The sequence below is a fragment of the Streptomyces sp. NPDC004667 genome (assembly GCF_040609475.1).
GTDB lineage: Bacteria > Actinomycetota > Actinomycetes > Streptomycetales > Streptomycetaceae > Streptomyces.
Genome location: NZ_JBEXKC010000041.1, coordinates 1 through 26,267, shown reverse-complemented (window position 1 = coordinate 26,267; position 26,267 = coordinate 1). Strand labels below are relative to the sequence as shown.

24 protein-coding genes are annotated in these 26,267 nt (G+C 73.5%); 12 read left to right on the top strand and 12 right to left on the bottom strand.

The window, feature by feature from the left end:
* Positions 1–16: 16 nt before the first annotated feature.
* The 6 genes from cseC to ABZW32_RS22630 all read right to left on the bottom strand — a co-directional run bounded on the left by cseC (position 17) and on the right by ABZW32_RS22630 (position 5,156).
* On the bottom strand, positions 17–1,327 hold the full coding sequence (cseC, locus tag ABZW32_RS22655; RefSeq protein WP_356218472.1) for a two-component system sensor histidine kinase CseC: 1,311 nt from the start codon (positions 1,325–1,327) through the stop codon (positions 17–19).
* A 57-nt stretch (positions 1,328–1,384) separates the two neighbouring features.
* The gene (gene cseB / locus ABZW32_RS22650) at positions 1,385–2,098 is read right to left on the bottom strand and encodes a two-component system response regulator CseB (RefSeq protein WP_356218470.1); all 714 of its coding nucleotides are present in this window, start codon (positions 2,096–2,098) and stop codon (positions 1,385–1,387) included.
* Between the two features lie 16 nt (positions 2,099–2,114).
* A complete protein-coding gene (locus ABZW32_RS22645) occupies positions 2,115–2,765 on the bottom strand; it encodes a hypothetical protein (protein ID WP_356218468.1) in 651 nt (216 codons plus the stop codon).
* Positions 2,766–2,803: 38 nt separating this feature from the next.
* Entirely contained in the window at positions 2,804–3,364 is a 561-nt protein-coding gene (locus tag ABZW32_RS22640; RefSeq protein ID WP_030236813.1) for a SigE family RNA polymerase sigma factor, read from the bottom strand.
* Positions 3,365–3,591: 227 nt separating this feature from the next.
* Positions 3,592–4,518: an A/G-specific adenine glycosylase gene (locus ABZW32_RS22635; RefSeq protein ID WP_356218466.1), complete on the bottom strand. Its 927-nt coding sequence runs from the start codon at positions 4,516–4,518 to the stop codon at positions 3,592–3,594.
* A 29-nt stretch (positions 4,519–4,547) separates the two neighbouring features.
* On the bottom strand, positions 4,548–5,156 hold the full coding sequence (locus ABZW32_RS22630; RefSeq protein WP_356218464.1) for a phosphatase PAP2 family protein: 609 nt from the start codon (positions 5,154–5,156) through the stop codon (positions 4,548–4,550).
* Between the two features lie 160 nt (positions 5,157–5,316).
* Between ABZW32_RS22630 and ABZW32_RS22625 the strand changes: the two genes are divergently transcribed.
* Complete coding sequence (locus ABZW32_RS22625) at positions 5,317–6,129, top strand: hypothetical protein (RefSeq protein WP_356218462.1); 813 nt, start codon at positions 5,317–5,319, stop codon at positions 6,127–6,129.
* A gap of 323 nt (positions 6,130–6,452) precedes the next feature.
* Here ABZW32_RS22625 and disA read toward each other — a convergent pair whose 3' ends face one another.
* Both disA and radA read right to left on the bottom strand, forming a co-directional pair.
* Complete coding sequence (gene disA / locus ABZW32_RS22620) at positions 6,453–7,577, bottom strand: DNA integrity scanning diadenylate cyclase DisA (RefSeq protein WP_356218460.1); 1,125 nt, start codon at positions 7,575–7,577, stop codon at positions 6,453–6,455.
* Between the two features lie 199 nt (positions 7,578–7,776).
* Positions 7,777–9,198, bottom strand: a complete 1,422-nt coding sequence (radA, locus tag ABZW32_RS22615; protein WP_356218458.1) for a DNA repair protein RadA — start codon at positions 9,196–9,198, stop codon at positions 7,777–7,779.
* 147 nt (positions 9,199–9,345) lie between these two features.
* On the opposite strand from radA, the gene ABZW32_RS22610 reads away from it, so the two are divergent.
* Positions 9,346–11,106: a hypothetical protein gene (locus ABZW32_RS22610; RefSeq protein WP_356218456.1), complete on the top strand. Its 1,761-nt coding sequence runs from the start codon at positions 9,346–9,348 to the stop codon at positions 11,104–11,106.
* Between the two features lie 5 nt (positions 11,107–11,111).
* Here ABZW32_RS22610 and ABZW32_RS22605 read toward each other — a convergent pair whose 3' ends face one another.
* Positions 11,112–11,930 carry a hypothetical protein gene (locus tag ABZW32_RS22605; RefSeq protein ID WP_356218454.1) on the bottom strand — a complete coding sequence of 273 codons (819 nt, stop codon included), beginning with the start codon at positions 11,928–11,930 and terminating at the stop codon, positions 11,112–11,114.
* A 62-nt stretch (positions 11,931–11,992) separates the two neighbouring features.
* Between ABZW32_RS22605 and ABZW32_RS22600 the strand changes: the two genes are divergently transcribed.
* The 5 genes from ABZW32_RS22600 to ilvD all read left to right on the top strand — a co-directional run bounded on the left by ABZW32_RS22600 (position 11,993) and on the right by ilvD (position 17,111).
* Positions 11,993–12,919, top strand: a complete 927-nt coding sequence (locus tag ABZW32_RS22600; RefSeq protein WP_356218452.1) for a Ppx/GppA phosphatase family protein — start codon at positions 11,993–11,995, stop codon at positions 12,917–12,919.
* Positions 12,920–12,941: 22 nt separating this feature from the next.
* Positions 12,942–13,592, top strand: coding sequence for a class I SAM-dependent methyltransferase (locus tag ABZW32_RS22595; RefSeq protein WP_356218534.1), 651 nt, complete (start codon positions 12,942–12,944; stop codon positions 13,590–13,592).
* Positions 13,593–13,648: 56 nt separating this feature from the next.
* Entirely contained in the window at positions 13,649–14,473 is an 825-nt protein-coding gene (locus ABZW32_RS22590) for a sugar phosphate isomerase/epimerase (protein WP_356218450.1), read from the top strand.
* Complete coding sequence (locus ABZW32_RS22585; protein WP_356218448.1) at positions 14,470–15,138, top strand: TetR family transcriptional regulator; 669 nt, start codon at positions 14,470–14,472, stop codon at positions 15,136–15,138. Before ABZW32_RS22590 ends, ABZW32_RS22585 begins: the two co-directional genes overlap by 4 nt.
* Before the next feature lie 122 nt (positions 15,139–15,260).
* Complete coding sequence (ilvD, locus tag ABZW32_RS22580; RefSeq protein WP_356218446.1) at positions 15,261–17,111, top strand: dihydroxy-acid dehydratase; 1,851 nt, start codon at positions 15,261–15,263, stop codon at positions 17,109–17,111.
* A gap of 148 nt (positions 17,112–17,259) precedes the next feature.
* Here ilvD and ABZW32_RS22575 read toward each other — a convergent pair whose 3' ends face one another.
* Positions 17,260–19,407, bottom strand: coding sequence for a serine/threonine-protein kinase (locus ABZW32_RS22575; protein ID WP_356218444.1), 2,148 nt, complete (start codon positions 19,405–19,407; stop codon positions 17,260–17,262).
* Positions 19,408–19,512: 105 nt separating this feature from the next.
* Between ABZW32_RS22575 and ABZW32_RS22570 the strand changes: the two genes are divergently transcribed.
* The gene (locus ABZW32_RS22570; protein WP_356218442.1) at positions 19,513–19,815 is read left to right on the top strand and encodes a peptidase; all 303 of its coding nucleotides are present in this window, start codon (positions 19,513–19,515) and stop codon (positions 19,813–19,815) included.
* Between the two features lie 87 nt (positions 19,816–19,902).
* Here the strand turns inward: ABZW32_RS22570 and ABZW32_RS22565 are convergent, their stop codons facing one another.
* On the bottom strand, positions 19,903–21,267 hold the full coding sequence (locus ABZW32_RS22565; RefSeq protein ID WP_356218440.1) for a S41 family peptidase: 1,365 nt from the start codon (positions 21,265–21,267) through the stop codon (positions 19,903–19,905).
* A gap of 212 nt (positions 21,268–21,479) precedes the next feature.
* On the opposite strand from ABZW32_RS22565, the gene ABZW32_RS22560 reads away from it, so the two are divergent.
* From ABZW32_RS22560 to proC, 4 genes are all read left to right on the top strand, one after another.
* Complete coding sequence (locus tag ABZW32_RS22560; protein ID WP_356218438.1) at positions 21,480–22,013, top strand: hypothetical protein; 534 nt, start codon at positions 21,480–21,482, stop codon at positions 22,011–22,013.
* A 54-nt stretch (positions 22,014–22,067) separates the two neighbouring features.
* On the top strand, positions 22,068–22,916 hold the full coding sequence (locus tag ABZW32_RS22555; RefSeq protein WP_356218436.1) for an ABC transporter ATP-binding protein: 849 nt from the start codon (positions 22,068–22,070) through the stop codon (positions 22,914–22,916).
* On the top strand, positions 22,913–23,650 hold the full coding sequence (locus tag ABZW32_RS22550) for an ABC transporter permease (RefSeq protein WP_356218434.1): 738 nt from the start codon (positions 22,913–22,915) through the stop codon (positions 23,648–23,650). The genes ABZW32_RS22555 and ABZW32_RS22550 overlap by 4 nt, the downstream gene beginning before the upstream one ends.
* Before the next feature lie 96 nt (positions 23,651–23,746).
* Positions 23,747–24,556, top strand: coding sequence for a pyrroline-5-carboxylate reductase (gene proC, locus ABZW32_RS22545; protein WP_356218432.1), 810 nt, complete (start codon positions 23,747–23,749; stop codon positions 24,554–24,556).
* A gap of 34 nt (positions 24,557–24,590) precedes the next feature.
* Here the strand turns inward: proC and trpS are convergent, their stop codons facing one another.
* The gene (gene trpS / locus ABZW32_RS22540; protein ID WP_356218430.1) at positions 24,591–25,589 is read right to left on the bottom strand and encodes a tryptophan--tRNA ligase; all 999 of its coding nucleotides are present in this window, start codon (positions 25,587–25,589) and stop codon (positions 24,591–24,593) included.
* Positions 25,590–26,267: the final 678 nt, after the last annotated feature.

Here is a 26,267-nt window from a genome sequence, read left to right as displayed (position 1 = left end):
CGGGCGAACGGCCGCGTCAGCCCGGCAGCTGGATGATCGGGAAGCTCCCCGTCGCCGTCGGGGCGTGCTCGGGCAGCCACAGCACCGCCACCGCCCCCGCCGCGGAGCCCTCGCCCGTCGCCCCGCCGGGACCCGCCACGTTGCGGAACGTCAGCCGGGCCCCCAGTACCCGGGCCTGGCCCTCGGCGATGGTCAGTCCCAGCCCGTGCCCGACGCCCGCCCGGTCCGTCGACCCGGTCCGGAACCGGCTCGGCCCCTCCAGCAGCAGTGCCTCGGGGAATCCGGGCCCGTGGTCCCGCACGCGCACGACCCGGCCCTCGATGTCGACCTGGATCGGCGGCCGCCCGTAGCGCGCGGCGTTGGCCAGCAGGTTCCCGAGGATCCGCTCCAGACGGCGCGGGTCGGTGCTGACGATCTCGTCCGCGACGACCCGTACCGAGGCCTCCGGCATCAGCGTGGACACCCGCCGGCTGACGAACTCGCCCAGCGCCACGTCCTGGAGCTCGGCCCGCTCGGACGCGCTGTCCAGCCGGGCCACCTCCAGCACGTCCTCGACCAGGGCGCGCATCGCCCGCGCCCGGTCGAGCACCAGCTCCGTCGGGCGGCCCGGGGGCAGCAGTTCCGCGGCCGTGAGCAGGCCCGTCACCGGGGTCCGCAGCTCGTGCGCGATGTCCGCGGTCACCCGCCGTTCGGCCTCCAGCCGCTGCTGGAGGGCGTCCGCCATGGCGTCCACGGCCCGTGCGAGGTCGTCCGTCTCGTCCCGTACGACACCGCCCACCGCGTCCCGCACCCGTACGTCCGGATCCCCGTGCGCCACCCGCTGCGCGGCGGCCGCGGCCTTGCGCAGCCGGCTGGAGATCTGGCCGCCGATCAGCACGCCGAGGGCCGACCCCCCGATCACGACGGCGAGGGAGCCGACCACCAGCGCCCGGTCCAGGTCGCGGACCATGTTCGCGCTCTCACGGAACTGGTGGTTCAGGGAGAGCACCTGTCCGTTGCCGAGGGGGACCGCGGCCCACACCACGGGCCCCTTGCGGGACTCCTGGACGTAGGTGCCGCGCCGCCCCGACCGGGCCTTCTCGCGCAGTTCCGAGGGCAGCTCGGGGTCGTTGAGCTTCGCGCCCCAGATGGGCTTGCGGCCGGCCTCGGCGGTGCGGGCGATGAACTGCACCCGCTCCAGCTCGGCCTCGCGGGCGCTCTCCAGCATCGACACGCGGGCAGCGCTGTGCACCACCAGGCTGAGCGCCAGCGCGGTGAGCGCGCCGACGGCGGCGATGGCGAGCGTGATCTTCCAGCGGATTCCCGTGCGCAGGGTGAAGCGCCTCATGCGGTCGCGGTCCTCATGGTCCTCATGCGGTCGCGTCCCTCATGACCCTCGTGTTCCTCATGCCTTGAGCTTGTATCCGAAGCCCCGGACCGTCTCGATCCGGTCCTGTCCGATCTTGGTGCGCAGCCGCTGGACGTGGACGTCCACGACGCGGGTGTCCCCGCCCCAGTCGTAGTCCCAGACCCGTTCCAGGAGCCGGTCGCGCGACAGGACGGTACCGGGCGCGGAGGAGAATTCCAGCAGCAGCCGCATCTCGGTCGGCGTCAGCGCCACGGAGGCACCCGCCTTGCGGACCTCCATGCCCTCGGTGTCGACCTCCAGGTCGCCGAAGGACAGCACCCCGCGCTCACCGGCGCCGTCGGCCCCGTCGCCGTTCGAGGCGCCGTTCTGCGGGCCGCCGGCGTGGCCGAAGCGGCGCAGCACGGCGCGGATCCGGGCGACGAGGACGGAGCCGTCGAAGGGCTTGGTGACGTAGTCGTCCGCGCCCGCCTCCAGGCCGAGGACCACATCGATGGAGTCGGCGCGGGCCGACAGCATGATGACGGGGACGGTGGACTCGTCGCGGATGCGGCGGCACAGGCTCACGCCGTCCATTCCGGGCACCATCACGTCGAGGAGGGCGATGTCCGGGCGGTCGGCGCGGAAGGACTCCAGCCCCGAGAGTCCGTCGGGCATGGCGGTGACCACGAAGCCGTCGCGTTCCAGCGCCAGCGTCGTGGCCTCGCGGATGACGTCGTCGTCCTCCACGAACAGCACATGGGTCTCGGCCATGCCCACCCTCACCTCGTCAGCTCTTCGGCGATACGGCCGGGGCGGGAGGGCTCCCGCCGTCGACCACATTGCTGTAGTCCGTGTGCACCCGGTCCTGTTCGGTGAACCGTTCCCCGTTCCAGCGGTACGTGATCACGTCCTCGCCCGACGGGTAGGCGAGCGTGTCGTTCTTCCCGTAGACCGGTTTGTTGAGCACCAGCTCACCGCGGTCGATCTCCGCGTAGACGGGCGGCTGCTCGTCCGCGAAGACATTCTCGTACTTTCCTCCATCGGCCCGGTAGACGTACGAGCCGCGGCCCATCGCGTCGGCGCAGGACAGCACGTTGACGACGATGTCGACGACGGTGTTCCCGGTGACCTTCCCGTAGCTGACGTCGATCGGGTACTGCTGGCCCGTGCAGGGCTTGAGGTCGCGCTTGACCGCGGCGCTCACCTTCGGGTCCGCCTTGAGCAGGGCCACCGGGTCGACGCGCTTGGCCGTTCCGGTGGAGGCGGCGGGGGAGTGGTCCGCGGAGGCCGGTTCGCTGGCCCCGTCGCTGGTCGGCTGGTTGCTCCGGGACACGGTCTCGGTGTGGGCGGGGCCGCCGTCCTTGAGGCCCGTGCCCCCGGTGGAGCAGCCGGCCGCGAACAGCACTGTGCCGACGAGGACGACCGTCCCCGCCGACATCAGTACCAGAGAGCCTCTACCGCTCGGGTCTTGGCCAGTCAGGCCGCGCACCGCTCCCGCCCCTCGTCACGGATGGTGTGGTCACCGCGTTCGAGCGCACGCATGTCTAGGTCCCGGCTCTCCAGCTCCTGACGGAGCCGGGCCAGTGCGCGGTGCAGGGTGCTCTTCACGGTTCCCGCCGACATACCGAGCGCCGCGGCCGTTTCCTCGGTGCTCATCTGCTCCCAGTGTCGCAGCACCACCACACTGCGCTGCTTGGGCGCGAGCACCTTGAGGATGTCCATCAGCAGGGCGCGGTCGGCGCGCTGGTCGGAGCCGTCCTCGACGGAGGCGTCGGGGAGCTGCTCGGTGGGGACCTCGTCGAGCTTGCGGGCCCGCCACCACTCGGTACGGGTGTTGATCATGACGCGGCGGAGGTAGGCGTCGGCCAGCGACTTGTCGGCGATGCCCTCCCAGCGGCCGTAGGTGCGCACGAGGGCGGTCTGGAGGAGGTCCTGGGCGTCGGTCGGGTCCGGGACCAGGCGCCGGGCACTGCGCAGCAGGGCGTCCTGCCGGGTGCGGACGTACTCCTCGAATTCGAGTACCTCGCCGTGCGCCATCTCAGACCGCCTCCGTTCCGACCAACCGCTCATGCGCTGGCTTGTGGATCCGAAGTTACGGACGGGTTGTCACGGCACTGTGCGGGTCAGCCTTCGGTGGGCGCACGGACACCCGTAGGTTGTGTAACAGTGCCCGTGAGCTGGGGTTTCGCGGCCCGAAGCGGAATCGTCGAGTCAACTTCGAGCCGCGCTCCGGCCGGCCGCCGGGGGCGTTCGGATTTCGTCGGTCAGCCCTGCGGCAGCCGGTACATGCCGTGCACGAGCGGTTCCACCAGCCCGTCGGAGACCAGCCCGTCCAGCGCGCGCGCCCGCTGCACCGGTTCGTTCCAGACGGTGTCGAGCACCGACTGCGGAACCGGACCGACCGCTTCGCGCAGTACGGCCAGCAGCTTCCCGCGCACCTGCCGGTCGGTCCCGGCGTACGTCTGCCCGCGCCGCGGCGGTCCCTCGTACGCGGGCTTCCCGGCCAGGCGCCACGCGCACAGGCCCGCCACCGGGCAGCGCGCGCAGTCCGGGCTCTTGGCCGTGCACACCAGCGCGCCCAGCTCCATCGACGCCGCGGCCCAGCGGGCCGCCGTGGCCTCGTCGTCCGGCAGCAGTTCCCGGGCCAGGCGCCGCTCGGCGGCCGTCGTGGCGTTCGGCGGGTACTCGACCCCGCTCGACGCGCGGGCGAAGACCCGGCGCACGTTGGTGTCCAGCACCGCGTGCCGCTGCCCGTACGCGAAGGAGGCCACGGCGGCGGCCGTGTACTCGCCGATCCCGGGCAGCGACAGCAGCTGGGCGTGGTCGCTCGGCACGTCGCCGCCGTGGCGTTCCGTTATCGCGACGGCCGCGCCGTGCAGGCGCAGGGCCCGGCGCGGGTAGCCGAGCCGCCCCCAGGCCCGTACGGCCTCGCCCGGCGCCTCGGCGGCCAGGGCGGCGGGCCGGGGCCACCGGGCGAGCCACTGCTCGTAGACCGGCAGGACCCGGCTGACGGGGGTCTGCTGCAGCATGAACTCGCTGACCATGACCCCCCAGGAGCCGGCCTCGGGGCGGCGCCAGGGCAGGTCGCGGGCGTGCTCGTCGAACCAGGCGATGACGGGGGAGTGCAGCGCGTGGGCGCGCGGCGGACCGGCGGGGGACGCGGGGGATGAGGCAGATGCAGATGCAGTCATGGCAGTCCGCATCCTGGCACGTTTCGGTCCTACCCCGCCCGGCCCGGCCCGGTGAACCAGACGGCGACGGGGGTGCCGCTCGTGCGGACCGCGGCCGTCACCCGGGCCAGCGGGTTCGTGAGCGCCAGCACGGCGAGGGTGGCCAGCGAGGCCCCCAGCAGCAGGCCCATCGCCACGTCGTGCGGGTAGTGCACCCCGACGAAGACCCGGGAGAACGCCATCAGCAGGGCGACGGGCACGGTCAGCAGGGCGAGGCGGGGCACGGCCAGCGCGAGGGCGACGGCGGCCGCGCCGGCGATGGCGGAGTGGTTGCTGGGGAAGGACCAGTCCCCGTGCGGCGGGCACGGCACGAGCGAGGCGGCCGCCCCGGCCACCGCCCGGCAGGGCCGCTCCTCGTTCACGGTCGACTTCACCAGCTCGGAGGCGACGTAGACGAGCGCGGTGGCCAGCGGGGCGAGGACGGCGAGCGCCACCGCCCGGGGATCACCGTGCCCGCGCGCACGCCACCAGACGGCTATGAAGAGCAGACCGAAGAGCAGCAGTCCGAATTCGGTCCAGACTTCGAACGCCCACCGCACCCAGGAGGGCGTGGAGTGGGCGAAGTCGGTGATGTCGCGGTAGAGGGCAGAGCTGTCCATGGTCACCGACGGTACTCAAACTCCTGTTCCAGTGGTGTCAGTACCTTGGCCGGTTCCGGTCGGTCCGGCGTACGCCCGCAGGATGATCATCGGCAAAACCTGCCGGATGTGCGGCATGGGGGACGCTGATCGCGGCACGAGTTCTCGTAAGGTTCGGTCCGTGGGATCTCTGCGCAATCCGGTCGGGCCGCTCCCCTCCTCCATTTACTGGCGACGGAGGGCCGTTCTGGCGTCCGTCGCGGCGCTCTTGGCGCTGCTCGCCGTATGGACCGTCAGTTCCGGCGGAGGTACGTCGAGTACGAACGGCAAGGGCGGTGGCGACGGCTCCGGACCCGTGCGCACGATCACCCCCGGCCCCTCGGGCTCCGGGCCGGCGATCAGTCAGGCGCCGGGCGGCCGGGGTGACTCGGGCGCGGCCTCCGGTTCGGCTTCGGGCGGCGGGGGCAAGAACGGTGAGTCCGGCGGCGGTTCGGGCTCCGGCTCCGGTTCCGCTTCGGGTTCCGGCGGCTCCGGCTCCGGCTCCGCGGCCGGCGGCTCCACGGCGCAGGTGCCGGCGGACTCCCCGCTCCCGACGTGCCCGGCGAGCGCGCTGCAGTGGGAGGTCAGGAGCGTGAAGAACGAGTACGAGACGAACGAGAAGCCGCGCCTCGAACTCCTCGTCCGCAACATCTCCGGCAGCACCTGCAAGTTCGGACTCGGTCCGAAGCAGGCCGTCGTGACGATCTTCCAGACGCAGGGCGCCAAGGCCGTCTGGTCCTCCGCGGACTGCCCGGCGAACGCGGCGAACGCGTTCTTCCGGCTTCCGGCGCAGGGCGAGACGAAGCAGGCGGTGGAGTGGGACCGCAAGCCGAGCGCGCCGGACCAGTGCCAGACGCCTCCGGCGGGCAGCCCGGCGCCCGACACGTACGTGGTCGAGGTGAAGTCCCCGGGCCTCCCGGTGGCCCGCACCTCCTTCGTCCTGAAGCAGGACTGACCGGTTCTCGACGCGGCCCGCTCCTTCTTGACGCGGCCCGCTCCTTCTTGACGCGGCCCTCGCGCCGGGCGGCGCCGGGGCGCCTTCCGGGCTTCGGCCCGCTGCGCCGGACTCCGTCCGTCGGCCGCGCCGGGCCTGGTGGCCGCCTACGGGCGGCTGCCGCTGCGCGGAGCCGTCCCCTACCCGCCCTTCCACCGTTCCCCGGGCTGTGCCCGGACCCGTTTCCCGGGCTGTGCCCGGACCCGTTTCCCGGGCTGTGCCCGGACGGGCTCGGCGCTGCGCGCGCCTGCCTCGGAAACCGGGGCGGAGCCCCCGGGGGTGCCTCAGACGTAGCGTTCCAGGATGGAGGACTCCGCCAGGCGGGACAGGCCCTCGCGGACGCTGCGCGCACGGGCCTCGCCGACGCCGTCCACGGCCTGGAGGTCGTCCACCGACGCCGCCAGCAGCTTCTGCAGCCCGCCGAAGTGCTCGACCAGCCGCTCGATGATCGCCCCCGGCAGCCTCGGCACCTTCGCCAGCAGCCGGTACCCGCGCGGCGACACCGCCGAGTCGAGGGTCTCCGGCGAGCCGGTGTACCCCAGGGCCTTCGCCACGATCGCCAGTTCCAGCAGTTCCGGATGCGTCAGCGCGTCCAGCGCCGGCAGCGCCTCCTCCACCGTGCGGGAACGCTTCGCCGTCGGCTCCGGAACGTAGTCCCGGATCACCAGCTCCCGCTCCTGCTCGATGCCGACGGTCAGTTCGTCCAGCTGGAGCGACAGCAGTCGTCCGTCCGTGCCCAGTTCGACCACGTACTCGGCGATTTCCGTCGCGATCCGGCGGACCATTTCCAGCCGCTGGGCGACCGCCGTCACGTCGCGGACGGTGACCAGGTCCTCGATCTCCAGCGCCGACAGCGTCCCCGCGACCTCGTCGAGCCGCAGCTTGTAGCGCTCCAGGGTGGCCAGCGCCTGGTTCGCCCTGGACAGGATCGCCCCGGACTCCTCCAGGACCCGCCGCTCCCCGTCCACGTAGAGGGCGATCAGCCGCATCGACTGCGACACGGAGACCACCGGGAAGCCGCACTGCTTCGAGACGCGGTCCGCGGTGCGGTGCCGGGTGCCGGTCTCCTCCGTCGGGATCGACGCGTCGGGCACCAGCTGCACGCCGGCCCGCAGGATCTTGGTGATGTCCTTGTCGAGGATGAGCGCGCCGTCGAGCTTGCACAGCTCGCGCAGCCGGGTCGCGGTGAACTCCACGTCCAGCACGAAGCCGCCCGTGCACATCGCCTCGACGTTCTTGTCCATGCCGAGGACGATGAGCCCGCCCGTGTTGCCGCGGACGATCCGCTCCAGGCCGTCGCGCAGGGGCTGACCAGGTGCGACGGCGCTCAGTGAGGCGCGCATCAGCGCGTCGTGCTTGGAGCTCGCGCCGGACTTCCCGGGTGCTGATGCCCCGTCCTTGGCTGCCACTGCACTCCTCCGGTCGCGGGTTGCGCCGCCTGCGTACAGCCGGGCGGACCAGCACAAAGTCTACCGGCGCGGGCTGTGCGCCCGCCGTGCCTTGGCGCGCATCGCCGCGACGGGGGTCCGTACGCGGGCCCGCGCGGGTCCGCTGACCTGGCCCGGGACGGCCCGCGGGAGGTCCGGGCCGGCCCGCGTGCGGAGGCTGTTATTCCGCTGCGCCGCGCTCCTTCGCCGGGGTACGGGAGCGGCCGCGCGGCAGCACCCGCAGCGCGTCGCCCACGTCCGCGACCTCGGTCACCTTCATCCCCGCGGGAACCTTCCCCGGATCCGCCGGCACCAACGCGTGCGTGAAGCCCAGCCGGTGCGCCTCGGACAGCCGCCGCTGCACACCCGTCACCCGCCTCACCTCACCGGCGAGCCCGACCTCCCCGATGGCGACGAGGTTCTTCGGCAGCGGCACGTCACTGGCGGCCGAGGCCAGCGCGAGCGCGATCGCGAGGTCGGCGGCCGGTTCGGTGAGCTTCACGCCGCCCACGGTCGCGCTGTAGATGTCCCGCTTGCCGAGCGCGGTGATCCGCCCGCGCTGCTCCAGCACCGCCAGCATCATCGAGACCCGCGAGGTCTCCAGCCCGGAGGTGGTCCGGCGCGGGGAGGGGATCTGCGAGTCGACGGTGAGCGCCTGCACCTCGGCGACCAGCGGGCGCTTGCCCTCCAGGGTCACGGTCAGGCAGGTGCCCGGCACCGCCTCGGCCCGCCGGGTCAGGAACAGCCCGCTGGGGTCGGCGAGCCCGGTGATGCCCTCGTCGTGGAGCTCGAAGCAGCCGACCTCGTCGGTGGCGCCGTAGCGGTTCTTCACACCGCGCACCAGGCGCAGCCGCGCGTGCCGGTCGCCCTCGAAGCTGAGGACCACGTCCACGAGGTGCTCCAGCAGGCGGGGACCGGCGATCGCCCCGTCCTTGGTGACGTGGCCGACCAGGAGGGTGGCCATGCCCCGCTCCTTGGACGCGCGGATCAGCGCGCCGGCCACCTCCCGGACCTGGGCCATGCCGCCGGGCGCGCCGTCGATCTCGGGGGAGGCGATGGTCTGTACGGAGTCCAGGACCAGCAGGGAGGGCTTCACCGCGTCGAGGTGGCCCAGTACGGCGGACAGGTCGGTCTCGGCGGCGAGGAAGAGGTGGTCGTTGAGGGCGTTGATCCGGTCGGCGCGCAGCCGGACCTGGCTCGCGGACTCCTCGCCCGTGACGTAGAGGGTGCGGTGGTCGTCGGTGGCCGCCTTCGCCGCGACGTCGAGCAGCAGGGTCGACTTGCCGACGCCGGGCTCGCCGGCGAGCAGGACGACGGCGCCCGGGACCAGCCCGCCGCCCAGGACGCGGTCCAGTTCGTCGACGCCGGTGCTGCGCGCGGTCGCGGTACGGCCGTCGACCTGGGCGATGGGCAGGGCGGGCGCGGAGACGCGGCCGGCCGCGGTGGTCCGTACGGCGGGCGCCCCGCCCATCTCCTCGACGGTGCCCCACGCCTGGCATTCGGGGCAGCGGCCGAGCCATTTCGCGGTCGTCCAGCCGCACTCGGAGCAACGGTAGGAGGGCCGGTCCTTGGCGGACGAGCGGGAGGTACGGGCAGCAGCCATGCGGCCCACGGTAACCGCAGCCACCGACAGCCCCGGCCGTGCGGGCGTCAGGGCCGCTGTCAGCGGGGTACGGATCTGTTCACCCGTAAGGGCTAAAACTGCTGAAGGCTTCCGGGGCATCACCGGCGCGCCGCCTACGGTCGCCGAGTGAACAGCAGCAACCAGGGAGACCCCGCATCGCGCACCGGCGCACACCGGGCGCACGGGCGCACGCGCTCGGCGGCCCCGGCGGCCCCGGTGCACCCCGACCGCCCGGCGGTCCCGGACGAACAGCCCCCGCCCTCCCGGCACGAGCCCTACCTGGACGGACTGTTCACCTACTGCCTCTCCGTCCTCTGCGACCACGACACCGCCACCGAGGTGCTCGGTGACGTCCTCGCCGTCGCCGAACGCCATCCCGGCCGGTGTCCCGACGAGGGCGGGCGCCGCGCCTGGCTGTACGCCCTGGCCCGCTGGGGCTGCCTGAGCCGGCTGGCCGAGCGGCGGAGCGCGCGCCAGGGGGCGCATTCCGCCCGGCGTGCGCCGGAGCACACGAACGCCGGGCATGCTCCGGGGGAGCGCCCCGGGTCCGACGTCAGCGCCCACCGCCGTACCGAGCTGGCCCGGCTCGCCTGGCCCGAGGCCGCCGGCACCACCCCCGAGCAGCGCGAGGCCCTCGAACTCGCCGTCCGCCACCGGCTCGGCGTCGGTGAACTCGCCGCCGTCCTCGGCACCCCCGCCGCCGCCGCGCGCGAGCTGCTGTCCGGCGCCGCCTGTGAGGTGGAGCGCACCCGCGCCGCGCTCGCCGTCGTGGAGAGCGGCAACTGTCCGGCCGTGGCCCGCCTCACCGGCGACCGGGGCGACGGCACCCCCGGCGACGTACTGCTGTCGAGCACCCTGCGCGCCGAACTCGTCCGCCACGTCGACGACTGCCCGCGCTGCCGCCGCGCCGCCGAACGCGTCGGCGCCGGCGCGCCCTGGCCCGGCACCGGCGGCGTCCACGCCGCGCTCCCGCTGGTCCCGGCCCCCCGCCCCGCCGTGCACGCCGCGATGCTCCACGCGGGCCGGCGCCGGGGCGGGCGGCCGGGACCGCGCTTCGACCGGACCGGTTTCCCCCTGCACCCCAAGGACCGTGCGGCCCGCCGCGACCGGCTGCGGGCGCGGGCCGTGACCACCACCGTCGTCGCCACCGTCGTCGCCGCTCCCGTGCTCGCCCTGTGGGCGGCGTACCGGGGCGCCCCCGTCACCGGCGAACCCGTCGGCGCCGACGGCATCCGCATCTCCGCCGGTGAATCGCAGATCCCGCCCCCGTACGCGGCCGAGGGGCGCCCCCTGACCGCATACGAGAACGCCGGCAACACCGCGCGCACCACCGGCGAGCCCGGCTTCGCCCCCGGCGCCGCCGGCCCCGACGTCTCCGTCGAGGTGATCAGCACCGGCGCGCCGGCCACCCCCGGAGCGGACATCCCCGGCGCCCCCGGCCGGCTCACGGTCGCCGCCACCACCCGGGGCTCCACCACCCTGCTCACCCTCACGGCCTCCGGCGGCGGCCCCGTCGACTGGCGGCTCTGGTCGGACGCGCCCTGGCTGCGGGCGAGCCGGACGGCGGGCACGCTCGCCCCCGGAGAATCGGTCATCCTGCGGATCACCGTGGACGCCGGGGCCCAGCCCGTCGGCGCCTGGAGCGCCCGCGTCGGGGTGGACCCGGCCGGCGCGATGATCGTCGTCCAGGGCCGGGGCCGCCCGGCCCCCACCCCGGACCCGCCGGAGCCCACACCGACACCGACCCCGACGCCCACCCCCACGCCGACCCCGACACCGACCCCCACGCCGACGCCCACCCCGACGCCCACGCCGACGGACCCCCCGGCCCCGGAGCCGTCCTCAGGAGGAACGGTTTCCCCCGGACCGGCCCCCTCCGGGCCCTGACACCGTCAGGCGCGGTCCACCGGGGGCACCGGGTCCGCGGGATGCGGCGCCATCGGCAGCAGCGAGGCCAGCCGCGCCTCGCACAGCTTCACCAGCTCCGCGTACCCCTGCTCGCCCATCAGCTCCGTCAGCTCCGCCCGGTACGAGACGTACACCGGGTCGCCGGCACCGTGCGCGGAGGTCGCCGACGTGCACCACCAGTGCAGGTCGTGACCGCCCGGACCCCAGCCGCGCCGGTCGTACTCGCCGATCGACACCTGCAGGATCCGGGTGTCGTCGGGGCGGTCGATCCACTCGTACGTCCGGCGGATCGGCAGCTGCCAGCACACGTCCGGCTTGGTCTCCAGCGGCTCCTGGCCCCCCTTGAGGGCCAGGATGTGCAGCGAGCACCCCGCCCCGGCCGGGAAACCGGGCCGGTTCAGGAAGATGCAGGCCCCGTCCCAGCGGCGGGTCTGCTTCTCCCCGTCGTCGTCGAGCTGCGTCCAGCCGGACTCGCTCCCGACGTCGTGGAACTGCCACAGCTCGGGTGTGAGCCGCGCCACGTTCTCGGCGACCCGCTTCTCGTCGTCCTCGTCGGAGAAGTGCGCCCCGAGGGTGCAGCAGCCGTCATCGGCCCGCCCGGCCTGGATCCCCTGGCAGCCACTGCCGAAGATGCAGGTCCAGCGGGAGGTCAGCCAGGTCAGGTCGCAGCGGAAGACCTGCTCGTCATCGGCGGGGTCGGGGAATTCCACCCAGGCCCGCGGGAAGTCGAGCCCCTTCTCGTCCGGCTCCTTGCCCTTGTCCTTCGTCGACCGGGTCTTGTTGGCCTTCTTCGTATTTGGCACAAAGCCCAGCCTAAGGGCCCCTTACTCCGCTCCTCCGCGTTCGGCCCAGTAGCGTTTCCCGCATGAGACTCGGTGTCCTCGATGTGGGTTCGAACACGATCCATCTGCTGGTGGTGGACGCGCACCCCGGCGCGCGCCCGCTGCCCGCGCACTCGCACAAGGTGCAACTGCGCCTGGCACAGCTCCTGGACGAGCGCGGGGCCGTCAGCGCGGACGGCATAGAGCGCCTCGTCTCGGTGATCGGCGAGGCCGTGCAGGCCGCCGAGGACAAGGGCTGCGAGGACCTGCTGCCCTTCGCGACCAGCGCGGTGCGCGAGGCCACCAACGCCGACGAGGTCCTCGCCCGCGTGAAGGCCGAGACCGGGCTGGAGCTCCCGGTGCTCAGCGGCGACGACGAGGCCCGGCTGACCTTCCTCGCGGTCCGGCGGTGGTTCGGCTGGTCGGCCGGCAAGCTGCTGGTCCTGGACATCGGCGGCGGCTCGCTGGAGATCGCGTACGGCATCGACGAGGAGCCGGACGCGGCCGTCTCCCTCCCGCTCGGCGCCGGCCGCCTCACCTCCGCCTGGCTCCCCGGCGACCCGCCGGACCCCGCGGACGTGAAGGCCCTGCGCCGGCACGTGCGGGCCAGCATCGCCCGCACGGTCGGCGAGTTCAGCCGCTTCGGCGCCCCGGACCACGTCGTCGCCACCTCGAAGACCTTCAAGCAGCTCGCCCGCATCGCGGGCGCGGCCCGGGAGGCGGACGGCCTGTACGTGCAGCGCGACCTGACCCGCAAGTCCCTGGGCGAGTGGGTCCCGCGCCTGGCCGCGATGACCACCGCCGAACGCTCCGCCCTCCCCGGCGTCTCGGACGGCAGGGCCAACCAGCTCCTGGCCGGGGCCCTGGTGGCGGAGGCCGCGATGGACCTCTTCGGCGTGGACGAACTGGAGATCTGCCCGTGGGCCCTGCGCGAGGGCGTGATCCTGCGGAGGCTGGACCACCTGCCGTAGCCCCGGCGACCATCGTCGGATGATCACGATCCTGACGCCCCGCGTCATCGAGGCCCTCGGCCGGTTCAACGACGCCCACCCCTGGGACCACAACGCCCACTACCACCCGTGGATCCTGCGGCAGCTGCCCCGCCGCCGCGCCCGAGCCCTGGACGTCGGCTCCGGCAGCGGCGACCTGGCCAGGGCGCTGACCGCGCGCGCCGCCGCCGTGCACGGGGTCGACGCCGATCCGCGGATCGTCGCGCGGGCCCGGGAGCTCACCCCCGCCGGGGCGCCGGTGACCTTCGCCGTCGGGGAGGCGCTGGCGGAGGAAGGGACGTACGACGTCGTCACGTGCGTGGCCGTCCTCCACCACCTGCCGTTCACCGAGGCCCTCGGCCACTTCCGCGAGCGGCTCGCGCCCGGCGGGACCCTGGTCGTCGTCGGCGCGTACCGGGCGAGCACCCGCGGCGACCACCTCCTCGGCGCCGTCGCCGTCCCGCTGAACGCCGCCCTGGGATGGATCAAGAACAAGGGGCGTACGGCACCCCGCCCGGTCTCGATGACCGCCCCGACCCGGCCCGCGTCCATGACCTTCGCCGAGATCGCCCACGAGGCCGCCCGGCTGCTGCCGGGCGTCCGGCTGCGCCGCCGGCTGTTCTGGCGCTACACGCTGGTCTGGCGACGGCATTGAGACGGCTTCCGGGGCCGGGCCGCCCCGGCGGGGCGGGGGCCCCGTAATCTGTCCCCGTGGCAGAACCAGTCCGTATCCCGACCACCTCCACCCCGAAAGTCGCGCTCTCCACCGCCTCCGTCTACCCGGAGTCCACGGCGACCGCCTTCGAGATCGCCGCCCGCCTCGGCTACGACGGCGTCGAGGTCATGGTCTGGACGGACCCGGTCAGCCAGGACGTCGACGCCCTGCGCCGGCTGTCGGACCATCACGGGGTGCCGATCCTGGCCGTCCACGCCCCCTGCCTGCTCATCACCCAGCGCGTGTGGTCCACCGACCCCTGGATCAAGCTCCAGCGCGCCCGCGCGGCGGCCGAGAAGCTGGGCGCGAGCACGGTCGTCGTGCACCCGCCCTTCCGCTGGCAGCGGCAGTACTCCCGCGACTTCGTCAGCGGGATCTGGCGGATGGCCGACGAGACCGACGTCCGCTTCGCCGTGGAGAACATGTACCCCTGGCGCTACCGCGACCGCGAGATGCTCGCCTACGCGCCCGAGTGGGACGTCACCAAGGACGACTACCGGCACTTCACCGTCGACCTCTCGCACACCGCCACCGCCCGTACGGACGCCACCGCCATGATCGACCGGATGGGCGACCGGCTCGCCCACATCCACCTCGCCGACGGCAACGGATCGGCCAAGGACGAGCACATGGTCCCCGGCCGGGGCACCCAGCCCTGCGCCGAGCTGCTCACCGGCCTGGCCCGGACCTCCTTCGACGGGCACGTCGTCATCGAGGTGAACACCCGCCGCGCCATGTCCTCCGCCGAGCGCGAGGCGGACCTCGCCGAGGCGCTGGCCTTCACCCGCCTGCACCTCTCGAAGCCGGTGCGCCGCCCATGAGGGAGCCGTCGGAGCCTTCGGCGCACCCCGAGCCGCCCGCGGAGCCGCCCGCCGGGCCCGTCAGGCGCCGCCGCGGCCCCGGCCGCCCCCGCCAGGACGAGACCGACGACGGCCCCGGTACCCAGGAGCGGATCCGCCTCGCCGCGCGCGAGGTGTTCGCCGAGCGCGGCTACGACAAGACCTCCGTGCGCGGCGTCGCCAAGGTGGCCGGCGTGGACCCGGCACTGGTGCACCACTACTTCGGGAGCAAGGACGACCTCTTCGCCGCCGTCATCGAGGTGAGCATGGAGCCCGCCCTGGTCGTCCCGGCGATCATCGGCGACGGCCCCGACGGCATCGGGGAACGACTGGCCCGCTACTTCCTCGGCATCTGGGAGAACCCGGTCTCCCGCGCCCCCCTGCTCGCCGTGATCCGCTCCGCCCTCACCCACGAGGCCGCGGCCAAGGTGCTGCGCGGCCTGATCCTGCGCCGGGTCCTGGAACGGGTCGCCGCCGACCTCGACGTACCGGACCCGACGCTGCGCGCCGAGCTGGCCGCCTCCCACATGATCGGCATCGCGCTGCTGCGCTACGTGGTCCGCGTGGAGCCGCTCGCGTCCGCCGACCCGGAGGCGATCGTCGCCCTCGTGGCGCCCACGCTCCAGCGCTACCTGACCGAGGAATGAGCCCGCCGTCCCGGCATCCGGACGAGGCGTCCGGATCGCGGGCGGTGGGCGTAGCTTTGTAACCGAGCCATATCCACAGTCGCGGCTGACCGTACAGCCGCACTCATGGGGAGTGAAACCGCATGCCCGAGCTGAGGTCCCGCACCGTCACCCACGGCCGCAACATGGCAGGCGCTCGTGCGCTGATGCGCGCGTCGGGCGTAGCGAGCGAGGACATCGGCAAGCCGATCATCGCGGTCGCCAACTCCTTCACCGAGTTCGTCCCCGGCCACACCCACCTGGCCCCGGTCGGCCGCATCGTCTCGGACGCGATCCGCGCCGCCGGCGCGATCCCGCGCGAGTTCAACACGATCGCGGTCGACGACGGCATCGCCATGGGCCACGCCGGCATGCTGTACTCCCTGCCTTCCCGCGACCTGATCGCGGACTCGGTCGAGTACATGGTCGAGGCGCACTGCGCCGACGCGCTGATCTGCATCTCCAACTGCGACAAGATCACCCCCGGCATGCTGATGGCGGCCCTGCGCCTGAACATCCCGGTCGTCTTCGTCTCCGGCGGCCCGATGGAGGCCGGCCAGGCCACCCTCGTCGACGGCACCGTCCGCAAGCTCGACCTGATCGACGCCATGGTCGACGCCTCCAACGAGAACGTCTCCGACGAGGACGTCCTGCGCATCGAGGAGAACGCCTGCCCGACCTGCGGCTCGTGTTCGGGCATGTTCACCGCCAACTCGATGAACTGCCTCGCCGAGGCCATCGGCCTCGCCCTCCCCGGCAACGGCTCGGTCCTCGCCACGCACACCGCCCGCCGCGCCCTGTACGAGGACGCCGGCCGCACGGTCGTGGAGATCACCAAGCGCTACTACGAGGGCGGCGACGAGTCCGTCCTCCCGCGCAACATCGCCAGCCGCGAGGCCTTCGAGAACGCCATGGCCCTCGACATCGCCATGGGCGGCTCCACGAACACGATCCTCCACCTCCTCGCCGCCGCCCAGGAGGCCGGCCTGGACTACGACCTCACCGACATCGACGCCGTCTCGCGCCGCGTCCCGTGCCTGTCCAAGGTCGCCCCCAACGTGGCGCCCGGCGGCACGTACTACATGGAGGACATCCACCGCGCCGGCGGCATCCCCGCCATCCTCGGCGAACTGCACCGCGGCGGGCTCCTCAACAAGGACGTCAACACCGTCCACTCGGACAACCTGGAGGACTGGCTCGCGCAGTGGGACGCCCGCTCCGGCACCGCCTCCGAGGTGGCGATGGAGCTGTGGCACGCGGCCCCCGGCTGCAAGCGCTCCGCGACCGCCTTCTCCCAGTCCGAGCGCTGGGAGACCCTCGACCTCGACGCCGAGGGCGGCTGCATCCGCTCCGTGCAGCACGCGTACTCCAAGGACGGCGGCCTCGCCGTCCTGCGCGGCAACATCGCGGCCGACGGCTGCGTGGTCAAGACGGCCGGCGTCGACGAGTCGATCTGGACCTTCGAGGGCCCGGCCGTGGTCTGCGAATCGCAGGACGAGGCCGTCGAGAAGATCCTCAGCAAGCAGATCGCGCCGGGCGACGTCGTCGTCATCCGCTACGAGGGCCCGCGCGGCGGCCCCGGCATGCAGGAGATGCTCTACCCGACCTCCTTCCTCAAGGGCCGCGGCCTCGGCAAGGTCTGCGCCCTGGTGACGGACGGCCGCTTCTCCGGCGGCACCTCGGGCCTGTCCATCGGCCACGCCTCCCCGGAGGCGGCCTCGGGCGGCAACATCGCCGTCGTCGAGGACGGCGACCGCATCCGCATCGACATCCCGAACCGCTCCATCGAGCTCCTGGTCTCCGACGAGGTGCTGGCTGCCCGCCACGAGGCCCTCGGCGGCGTCTACGCCCCCAAGGACCGCGAGCGCAAGGTCTCCGCGGCCCTGCGCGCCTACGCGGCGATGGCCACCAGCGCCGACAAGGGCGCGGTCCGCGACGTCACCCGCCTGGGCTGACCCACCGGCCTTCGCAGCCCCGCCGGGCGGCTCACCACCCGGCGGGGTTCCTCGCGTCTCCTTCCCGACGCGCCGCTCGCGCCGTTCGGCGCCGGGGCGCCTCCCGGGCTTCGCGGCGCTGCGCCGGGCTCCGCCCGACGGCCGTGGCTCACCACCCCGCAGGGTTCCTCGCGTCCACGGCGAAGACGGTCCCGTCGGGGGCGGAGGCGTAGACCCGGCCGCCGGAGAACACGGGAGCGGGCACGGCGGCGCTCACCGTGGCCTGGCCGGTGGCCATGCGGGCCCTGGTCTGTCCCAGCAGCCGCCCCGCCGCCGCGTCGACGGCCAGCAGACGGCCGTCCGACGCGGTCAGGTACACCCGCCCGTCGAGGAACGCGGGACCGGAGGCGCTCGCCGCGCCGGTCTCCAGCCGCCACAGCTCCTTGTTCGTGTCGACCGCCACGACCGCGCCCTGCGTACCGAAGGCGTACACCGTTCCGTTCGGCTCCACCGTCGCCTGAGCGTCGTACAGCGGGGCCGACAGCTGGACCCGGTGGACCGAGCGCGTCGCCAGGTCGATCCGGACGACGGCGCCCGCGTGGGTCGTCGGATCGTTGTCCAGCAGGCAGAGCGCACCGCGTGCCGTGCCGAACGGCTGCAGCCGGCCCACCGCCCGCACCTGCCAGCGCACCTCGCCGCTCGCCGCGTCGACTTCGGAGACCTGGGTGGACTTGCCGGACGGATCGGCCGTCGACACGTAGAACACCGGCTCGCCCTTCTGACCCCGGGCACCCCACCACCCGGATCCCGGCTCGCCCCGCCGGTTCCAGCGCTCGGTGCCCGACGCGGCGTCGAAGGCGGTGACGCCCCCGTTCGGCGTCACCAGCAGGACGTGCGGACCGGCGGCCACCACGCGGCCGCCCGGAGGCAGCTTCTGCCGCCAGCGCTCCGCACCCGTACCCGCGTCCAGGGCCTGGAGGACCTCGCCGCCGGGCGCCGCCGCCAGCAGCGTCCCGCCCGCGAACAGCGGGGTCATCGTGGTGGCACCCGGCTGGTCGGGGGCGTTCGTGCGGACGGCCCACGTCGTCGAACCGTTCGCGGCGTCGAGCCGGGCCGCCGCCAGCCCGCGGCCCGAGCAGTACAGCCCGGCGGCCTCGGCCGAACAGGACGCGGTGTGCCCGCCCAGCGGGACCGACCACGGGGACACCACGGGGTGCCCCGCCGCGGCGGACGCCCCGGAGTCCCGCGGTGCGCCCGGCCCGGGCTCCCCCGCGCCGGACCACAGGTACCCGCCGGCGGCCACGGCGGCGAGCAGCAGCCCGAGGGCCCCCGCCGCGACCGCCCTCCGGCGTCCCGCGCGCCCGCGCGGCGCGGCCGCCGGGTCGACGGGCTCCGCCGGGCCGACACCGTCCACGGCGGGCCGGTCCCGCCGGTGCGTGATCTCCTCCTCGACGACGGGCCGACGGGGGTGCGGTATGAAGGCCTGGGTGTCCTCCCCCGTCCGGCCCGTCACCGTCCGGATCTCGGCGATCAGCGCGTCCGCGGTCGGCCGGTCCGCCGGATCCTTCGCCAGGCACCGGGCCACGATCGGTACGAGCCGGGCCGGGAGTCCCGTCAGGTCCGGCTCGCTGTGCACCACCTGGTACGCCACCAGGTAGTGGCTGTCGGAGTCGAACGGCCCCCGCCCCGTCGCCGCGTGCACGAGCACCGCCCCCAGCGCGAACACGTCCGCCGCGGTCCCGACCTCCCGGGGCCGCTGGAACTGCTCCGGCGCCATGAACGGCGGCGTCCCGATCAGCTTGCCGGTCTCGGTGCGCAGGTCGCTGTCGGCCGGGCGCGAGATGCCGAAGTCGATGACCCGCACCCCGTCCGGGGCCATCAGCACGTTGCTGGGCTTCAGGTCCCGGTGCACGACCCCGGCCCGGTGGATGTCCCGCAGCGCCTCCGCCAGCCCGGCGGCGAGCCGGGCCAGCTCCGGCGGGTCCAGCACGCGTTCCCGTACCCGCTCGGAAAGCGTCGGGGCGTCGATGAACAGGGTGGCCATCCACGGCCGTTCCGCGTCCGGATCGGCGTCCACGACGGGCGCGGTGAACGCCCCGCTCACCCGCCGGGCGGCGGCGACCTCCTGCCGGAAGCGCGCCCGGAACTCCGGATCCACCGCGTGCTGGGCGTGCACGACCTTGACGGCGAGTTTCAGCCCGGAGCTGGAGGCGGCCAGGTGGACGACGCCCATGCCACCGGAGCCGAGCACGGATTCGAGCCGGTACTGCCCGGCGTACTCCGGAAACCCCGCGTAGTCCGCCCGCAGCGAATGCACCGCTCACCACCCCCGTCGGAGCCTAGTCGATGGCACATGCGAGCATCCAAGGGCTTGCTACCCTGCGCGCGTTGCGCAGCGCAACACCCATGGGGGGAGAGTCTTATGTCAGTCGAGAACGAATCAAGCCAAGCCGAGGGCCTCGCGGCCACCGCCGGCCTGCCGATGTTCCAGGTCGCGCCGGGGTACCGGGTCAACGTCCGCAGCGGTCCCGGTACCGGCTACGCGATCATCGACACCCTGCCGCTCGGCGCGAGCGTCTCGATCCGCTGCCAGTGCCCGGGGACCACGGTCTCGGGCCCGTACGGCACGACGGACATCTGGGACTGCATCGGCAACGGGAAGTTCGTCTCGGACGCCTACGTGAAGACCGGCACCGACGGCTACGTCGCCGGCCGCTGCGACTGAGCGCGGCGGAACCGGGAACGACGTGCGCCGGCCGGGACCCTCGCACGAGGGTCCCGGCCGGCGCGCTGCCGTCCGGAAGGGGACTGCCTAGCGGGCGGTCCGCTCCCGCAGGACGTCCACGGCCCGGTCGAAGGCGGAGTCCCTCCCGGCGGCGAACTCCTCGTCGGTGAAGACCGGCTCGGTGAGGTGCGGCGCGACGCCCGTGCCGTCGAAGGTCGTTCCCGACCGGGTCAGGTACTCCTCGTTCGGCATCCAGGCGGCCATGCCGTTGGGGAGGGCGCGCACCATGAAGTCCGAGAAGACGCCCTGCGTGGGCTGCCCGACGCGGACCGTCCGGCCCGGCCGGTCCATGAGGGCCTGGGTGAAGGTCTCCCCCGCGCTGACGGTCGATCCGCCGGTCAGCACGGCGACCGGCCCGGTGTAGCGGGGGCCCCGGGCGGGCGTGACGTACACGGGCTGGGGGCGGGTGTGCCGGGTGGCGTCGGCGGGGTCGTTGCGGGCCCGCTTGGAGTAGGCGAGGTAGGGGCTGTCGGTGAGCCGCCCGGCCAGGTGGAGGGCCAGGGCGTCGGAGCCGCCGCCGTTGATCCGCAGGTCGATGACCAGGCCCTTCGGCTGCCGGCCGCCATCGCGCCCGAGGGCCGTGTCCAGCGCCCGGTCGAGCTCGGCCAGCTGGGCGCTGTACGGGGCCCCGGGCGCCGCGTACCCGGTGAAGCCGGAGATCCGCAGGTAGCCCTGCCCGCCGGGGAGGTCGGCGTGGGTGATCCGCCCGTTGGCGAAGTCCCGGATGTTCCGGGCGCCCTTGAGGTCGCGCTCCACGACGAACTCCTTCACCCTGGCGTCCAGCGTGCCGTCGGGCTGGACGGTGCCGGGGCGCCCCCGCGCGAAGATCCGGTCGCCGTCCTGGACGGCGACGTGGGCGTCGTGGAGCGGCCCGACCATCTCGCTGAAGACGGCGAAGAGCTCGTCCGGGGGAGTGTCCGCGTGCACCCGGGGCCGGTACCGGTCGCGCACGGCGTGCCAGTCGACGCCCTTGGCGGCGAAGAAGGGGTAGTTCTCCTCGAAGGACTGCCAGAAGACGTCGAAGGCGGCGACCGAATCCCGGGGGGCCTGCCTCCTGCAGGCGGCGGGCAGCTCCGCGATCCTGCGCAGGTTCCGCTCGCCGACGTCGCCGTCCGCCCGCACGGACCCGCCGTCTCCCCGGGTGCGCACCGTCAGGACGGTGCCGTCGGTCCTGGTGTAGGCATCGGGGCCGGTCCGGCGTGCGGAGGCGCCCGCGAGACAGCTGACGGCGGTGGTCTGGTACTCCTGGAAGGTTCCGTCGCGGATGGACAGCACGGTGCCGTAGCCGTCCGTGCGCCAGATCCCGTCGGTGGCCGGCTGCCGGGCGGTGGCGGCCGGCGCGGCCCCGAGGGTGAGGGCCAGGGCGACGGCGGTGGCCGTGACGATGCGCACGATGGTGCCTTGTCTGTGGGCGGTCTGCTCGGACCACCCCACCGTCGCCGACACCGGATCCCTGAGGCCATCCGGCTGTCCGGCCCATCGGGGGTGGGGCCAGCCCCCGTTGGTGCCGCCGTCCCGGCGACCGCCCGGACGGGACGGGGTCACCCGTTCCGCCACGCGAGACGCCTCGGGCGCCCGCACCCCGCCGGGGGATAATCGCTGCTGTGAGCGACGACGACCGACGAGACCAGACCCACGGCCGGGAAGCGGGCACGGACGGGCCGGCCCCCGGGCCGCAGCCCGAGCCGATCAAGTTCTTCGGCACCACCTGGGTGGAGCACGACAACGGCTACGTCCTGCGCCGCGTCGCCGTCGCGGCCGGTTCGCTGCTCGGCGCCTTCGCCTCCGCGTACCTCCTGCGCTTCGCCTACGAGGGCCTGGAGATCGGCAACGTCGGTCCGTTCCTCAGCATCTCCGTGGTCGTGCTCTTCGCGATCGCCAGTTCCATCGCCTTCGTCAAGACCTGGGAGTCCTTCGGCCGCCGCCCCGCCCCGTCCTCCGACGAGGCCGCCCTCAAGGGCCTGAAGGCGATCGGTTTCATCGGCTCCCTCATCGCGTACTTCCTGCGCTGCCTCGTCGAAGCCCCCGGCGAGAAGCTCCGCCGCGCCGAGTACGAGCGGGCCCAGGCCGAGTACGCCCGCCGCCGCAGCACCCGTACCGGCAACCCGGCCGCCCGCCGCCCCAAGCGCAAGAAGTAACCCGGGCGCGTCCGCGGATTGACGACCGGCACCGCCAGGAGCATTATTCATCACATGATGAATAACGGGCCCGAGGCGCCGCCGTCCACCGCACCCCCCGCCGTCCACACCCCCGCCGTCCACGCCCACGGCCTCACCGTCCGCCGCGGCACCGGCCGCACCCCGCGCACCGTCCTCGACGACCTCGCCTTCGAGGTCCCCCGCGGCCGCATCACCGGCCTCCTCGGCCCCTCCGGCTGCGGCAAATCCACCCTCATGCGCGCCGTCGTCGGCACCCAGGCCCACGTCACCGGCACCCTCGACGTCCTCGGCCGCCCCGCCGGCCACCCCGCGCTCCGCTCCCGCATCGGCTACGTCACCCAGGCCCCCTCCGTCTACGACGACCTCACCGTCCGGCAGAACCTCGACTACTTCGCCGCCGTCCTCGACCCCGGCCGCGCCGCCGCCGACCGCCGCCGCGAAGCCGTCACCCGCGCCATCACCGACGTCGACCTCACCACCCGCGCCGACGCCCTCGCCGGCAACCTCTCCGGCGGCCAGCGCAGCCGGGTCTCCCTCGCCGTCGCCCTGCTCGGCGCCCCCGAACTGCTCGTCCTCGACGAACCCACCGTCGGCCTCGACCCCGTCCTGCGCCGCGACCTGTGGAACCTCTTCCACGACATCACCGCCACCCGCGGCGCCACGATCCTCGTCTCCTCCCACGTCATGGACGAGGCCGAGCGCTGCCACGACCTCCTCCTCATGCGCGAGGGCCGCATCCTCGCCCAGGACACCCCCGACGCCCTGCGCACCCGCACCCACGCCACCACCGTCGAGGAGGGCTTCCTGCGCCTCGTCGACGAAGCCAACGCCGCGGCCGCCGCCCCCGCCCACGTCACCGCCCTCCCGGAGCAGACCCGATGAACGTCGCCCGCACCACCGCCACCGCCGCCCGCGTCCTGCGCCAGCTCCGCCACGACCCGCGCTCCATCGCCCTGATGCTGCTGGTCCCCGTCCTGATGCTGACCCTGCTCCGCTACGTCTTCGACGGCAGCCCGCGCACCTTCGACAGCATCGGCGCGTCCCTCCTCGGGATCTTCCCCCTCATCACGATGTTCCTCGTCACCTCCATCGCCACCCTGCGGGAACGCACCTCCGGCACCCTCGAACGCCTCCTCGCCATGCCGCTGGGCAAGGGCGACCTCATCGCCGGCTACGCCCTCGCCTTCGGCGCCGTCGCCGTCGTCCAGTCGCTCCTCGCCACCGGCCTCGCCCTCTGGCTACTCGGCCTCGACGTCGTCGGCTCCCCCTGGCTGCTCCTGCTCGTCGCCCTCCTCGACGCCCTCCTCGGCACCGCCCTCGGCCTCTTCGTCTCCGCCTTCGCCGCGTCCGAGTTCCAGGCCGTCCAGTTCATGCCGGCCGTGATCTTCCCGCAGCTGCTCCTGTGCGGACTCTTCGCCGCCCGCGACACCATGCAGCCCGTCCTCTCGGCCATCTCCGACGTCCTGCCCATGTCCTACGCCGTCGACGGCATGACCCAGGTCCTCACCCACACCGACATGACGGCCGACTTCGTCCGCGACACCGTCGTCGTCGCCGCCTGCGCCCTCCTCGTCCTGGCCCTCGGCGCCGCCACCCTGCGCCGCCGCACCCCGTAGACCGCCCACGGACCGGACACACCCGGCCCCACCCCGCACCCGGGTGCAAGGATGAGCGCGTACGCCCTTACGTTCGTTCGGCGAGGTGAATCGGGCATGACCCAGACAGTCGCAGTCCTCGGTACCGGCAAGATCGGCGAGGCCCTGCTCAGCGGGATGATCCGCGGCGGCCGGCCCGCCGCGAAACTCCTCGTCACCGCCCGCCGCCCCGAACGCGCGGAGGAGCTCCGCACCCGCTACGGCGTCGAGGCCGTCACCAACGCCGAGGCCGCCAAGCGCGCCGACACCCTCATCCTCACCGTGAAGCCGCAGGACATGGGCAAGCTCCTCGAAGAGCTCGCCCCGCACGTCCCCTCCGACCGCCTGGTCATCAGCGGCGCCGCCGGCATCCCGACCTCCTTCTTCGAGGAGCGGCTCGCCCCCGGCACCCCCGTCGTCCGCGTCATGACGAACACCCCCGCCCTCGTCGACGAGGCCATGTCCGTCATCTCGGCCGGCAGCCACGCCACCGCCGCCCACCTCGCCCACACCGAGGAGATCTTCGGCGGCGTCGGCAAGACCCTGCGCGTCCCCGAGTCCCAGCAGGACGCGGCCACCGCCCTCTCCGGCTCCGGCCCCGCCTACTTCTACTTCCTGGTCGAGGCCATGACCGACGCCGGCATCCTCCTCGGACTGCCCCGCGCCCAGGCCCACGACCTCATCGTCCAGGCCGCCATCGGCGCCGCCGTCATGCTCCGCGACAGCGGCGAGCACCCGGTCAAGCTCCGCGAGGCCGTCACCTCCCCGGCCGGCACGACCATCAACGCCATCGTCGAACTGGAGAAGCACGGCGTCCGCGCGGCCCTGATCGCGGCCCTGGAGGCAGCCCGCGACCGCAGCCGCGAACTCGCCTCCGGAGCCAACTGACCGGACCGCCGCCACGGGCGTACGAGGACGAGGCCTAGGGCGCCAGCAGCCCGATCGCCTCGTACGCCCGGTCCACCACCGGCCGCGCCAGGGCCCGGGCCCGCCCGGCCCCGGCCCGCAGCACCCGCTCCACCTCCCCGGGGTCCGCCGCCAGCTCGGCGTGCCGCTCCCGAAGCGGCCGCAGCAGCTCCACCACCGCGTCGGCGACGTCCCGCTTCAGCGGCCCGTACTGCTCGTACCCCCGCGCGAGCTCCTCGGGCTCCCCGCCCGTACAGGCCGCGAGGACGTCCAGCAGGTTCGCCACCCCCGGCCGCGCGGCCCGGTCGTAGACCACCCCGCCCTCCCCGCTGTCCGTCACGGCACGCATCACCTTCCTGCGCACCACCTCCGGCTCGTCGAGCAGGTACACGATCCCGGCGCCGTTCTCGTGCGACTTCCCCATCTTGGACGTCGGGTCCTGGAGGTCCATGACCCGCGCGGCCACCGTCGGCAGCGTCGCCCTCGGCACGGTGAAGACCGGCCCGTACCGCTGGTTGAACCGCACCGCCAGGTCCCGCGTCAGCTCCACGTGCTGCCGCTGGTCCTCACCCACCGGCACGTCGTCCGCCCGGTACGCCAGGATGTCGGCGGCCATCAGCACGGGATAGGTGAGCAACGACAGCCGCACCCCTTCCCCCGACTCCCGGGCCCTGGCCGTCTTCTCCCGGTACTGGATCATCCGCCGCAGCTCCCCGTCGGTGGCGGTGCACTCCAGCAGGTAGGCCAGCCGGGTGTGCTCGTCGACGTGGCTCTGCACGAAGAGCGTGCACCGCGCGGGATCCAGGCCGGCGGCGAGCAGTAGCGTCGCGGCCTGCCGGCTGAGCCGCCGCACGCGCGCCGGATCGTGTTCGACGGTCAGCGCGTGCAGGTCGACCACGCAGAACAGCGCGTCGTCGGGCTCGTGGTCCGCGGCGACCCACTGGCGTACGGCGCCCAGGTAGTTCCCCAGCGTCAGATGCCCCGTCGGCTTGACCCCGCTGAAGATCCTCGTCATGTCCTGCTCTCCCTGTGTGTGGTGTCGGAGCCACCGCGACGGGCGACCGAGCCACTCCCGGGAGGGAGAAACAGAAACGGCCGCCGTAGCGGCGGCCGTGAGCGCATGCGTGCTCGCGTGGAAGGTCGGCCGCCGTCAGGCGGCCCACCAGCGAAGGCTGGGCATGAGCGCATGCGTAGTCATGGGAGGCAGCGTAGCCCGGGAGCGGCGAGGAGCGCGGGAGGTTTCCCGGAGGTCAGCCGGGGGTTGACACGCCTGTGCCCGATCCGTAAGGTTCTTCGAGTTGTCCGAAGTGAGCGCCGACCCCGGTCGGTCCCCGGACAGCCATCCCGCACTACACATTCGAACGAACGACGCATGCTGTCGTCTCGTTTTCATGCGTATTTGCGAATGAGGAATCCGCGTTCCAGGACGCAGCCGCCGATTGGCTTCGGGGGCAGGGAATCCGCTACTGTCTCACTCGCCGGAAGGGCCCAACAGCCCGGAACGCAAAACCCGCTGACTGGGAGTCAGGCCCGAAAGGATCTGATAGAGTCGGAACCGCCGGAAAGGGAAAGCGCGAAAGCGCAGAACCTCGAAAGCACCGAGGAAAATCGGACACGAAAGAGTCTGATAGAGTCGGAAACGCAAGAACAGAACGAAAGCCCGGAGGAAAGCCCGCGAGGGTGAGTACAAAGG

What these genes read in the sequence shown, in the direction of transcription:
- trpS (WP_356218430.1), bottom strand. Translation starts at nt 25,589, where the DNA reads ATGACGAGGATCTTCAGCGGGGTCAAGCCGACGGGGCATCTGACGCTG.
- ABZW32_RS22600 (WP_356218452.1), top strand. Translation starts at nt 11,993, where the DNA reads ATGAGACTCGGTGTCCTCGATGTGGGTTCGAACACGATCCATCTGCTG.
- cseC (WP_356218472.1), bottom strand. Translation starts at nt 1,327, where the DNA reads ATGAGGCGCTTCACCCTGCGCACGGGAATCCGCTGGAAGATCACGCTC.
- ABZW32_RS22635 (WP_356218466.1), bottom strand. Translation starts at nt 4,518, where the DNA reads ATGACTGCATCTGCATCTGCCTCATCCCCCGCGTCCCCCGCCGGTCCG.
- cseB (WP_356218470.1), bottom strand. Translation starts at nt 2,098, where the DNA reads ATGGCCGAGACCCATGTGCTGTTCGTGGAGGACGACGACGTCATCCGC.
- ABZW32_RS22585 (WP_356218448.1), top strand. Translation starts at nt 14,470, where the DNA reads ATGAGGGAGCCGTCGGAGCCTTCGGCGCACCCCGAGCCGCCCGCGGAG.
- ABZW32_RS22555 (WP_356218436.1), top strand. Translation starts at nt 22,068, where the DNA reads ATGATGAATAACGGGCCCGAGGCGCCGCCGTCCACCGCACCCCCCGCC.
- ABZW32_RS22640 (WP_030236813.1), bottom strand. Translation starts at nt 3,364, where the DNA reads ATGGCGCACGGCGAGGTACTCGAATTCGAGGAGTACGTCCGCACCCGG.
- ABZW32_RS22570 (WP_356218442.1), top strand. Translation starts at nt 19,513, where the DNA reads ATGTCAGTCGAGAACGAATCAAGCCAAGCCGAGGGCCTCGCGGCCACC.
- ABZW32_RS22630 (WP_356218464.1), bottom strand. Translation starts at nt 5,156, where the DNA reads ATGGACAGCTCTGCCCTCTACCGCGACATCACCGACTTCGCCCACTCC.
- proC (WP_356218432.1), top strand. Translation starts at nt 23,747, where the DNA reads ATGACCCAGACAGTCGCAGTCCTCGGTACCGGCAAGATCGGCGAGGCC.
- radA (WP_356218458.1), bottom strand. Translation starts at nt 9,198, where the DNA reads ATGGCTGCTGCCCGTACCTCCCGCTCGTCCGCCAAGGACCGGCCCTCC.
- ilvD (WP_356218446.1), top strand. Translation starts at nt 15,261, where the DNA reads ATGCCCGAGCTGAGGTCCCGCACCGTCACCCACGGCCGCAACATGGCA.
- ABZW32_RS22550 (WP_356218434.1), top strand. Translation starts at nt 22,913, where the DNA reads ATGAACGTCGCCCGCACCACCGCCACCGCCGCCCGCGTCCTGCGCCAG.
- ABZW32_RS22645 (WP_356218468.1), bottom strand. Translation starts at nt 2,765, where the DNA reads ATGTCGGCGGGGACGGTCGTCCTCGTCGGCACAGTGCTGTTCGCGGCC.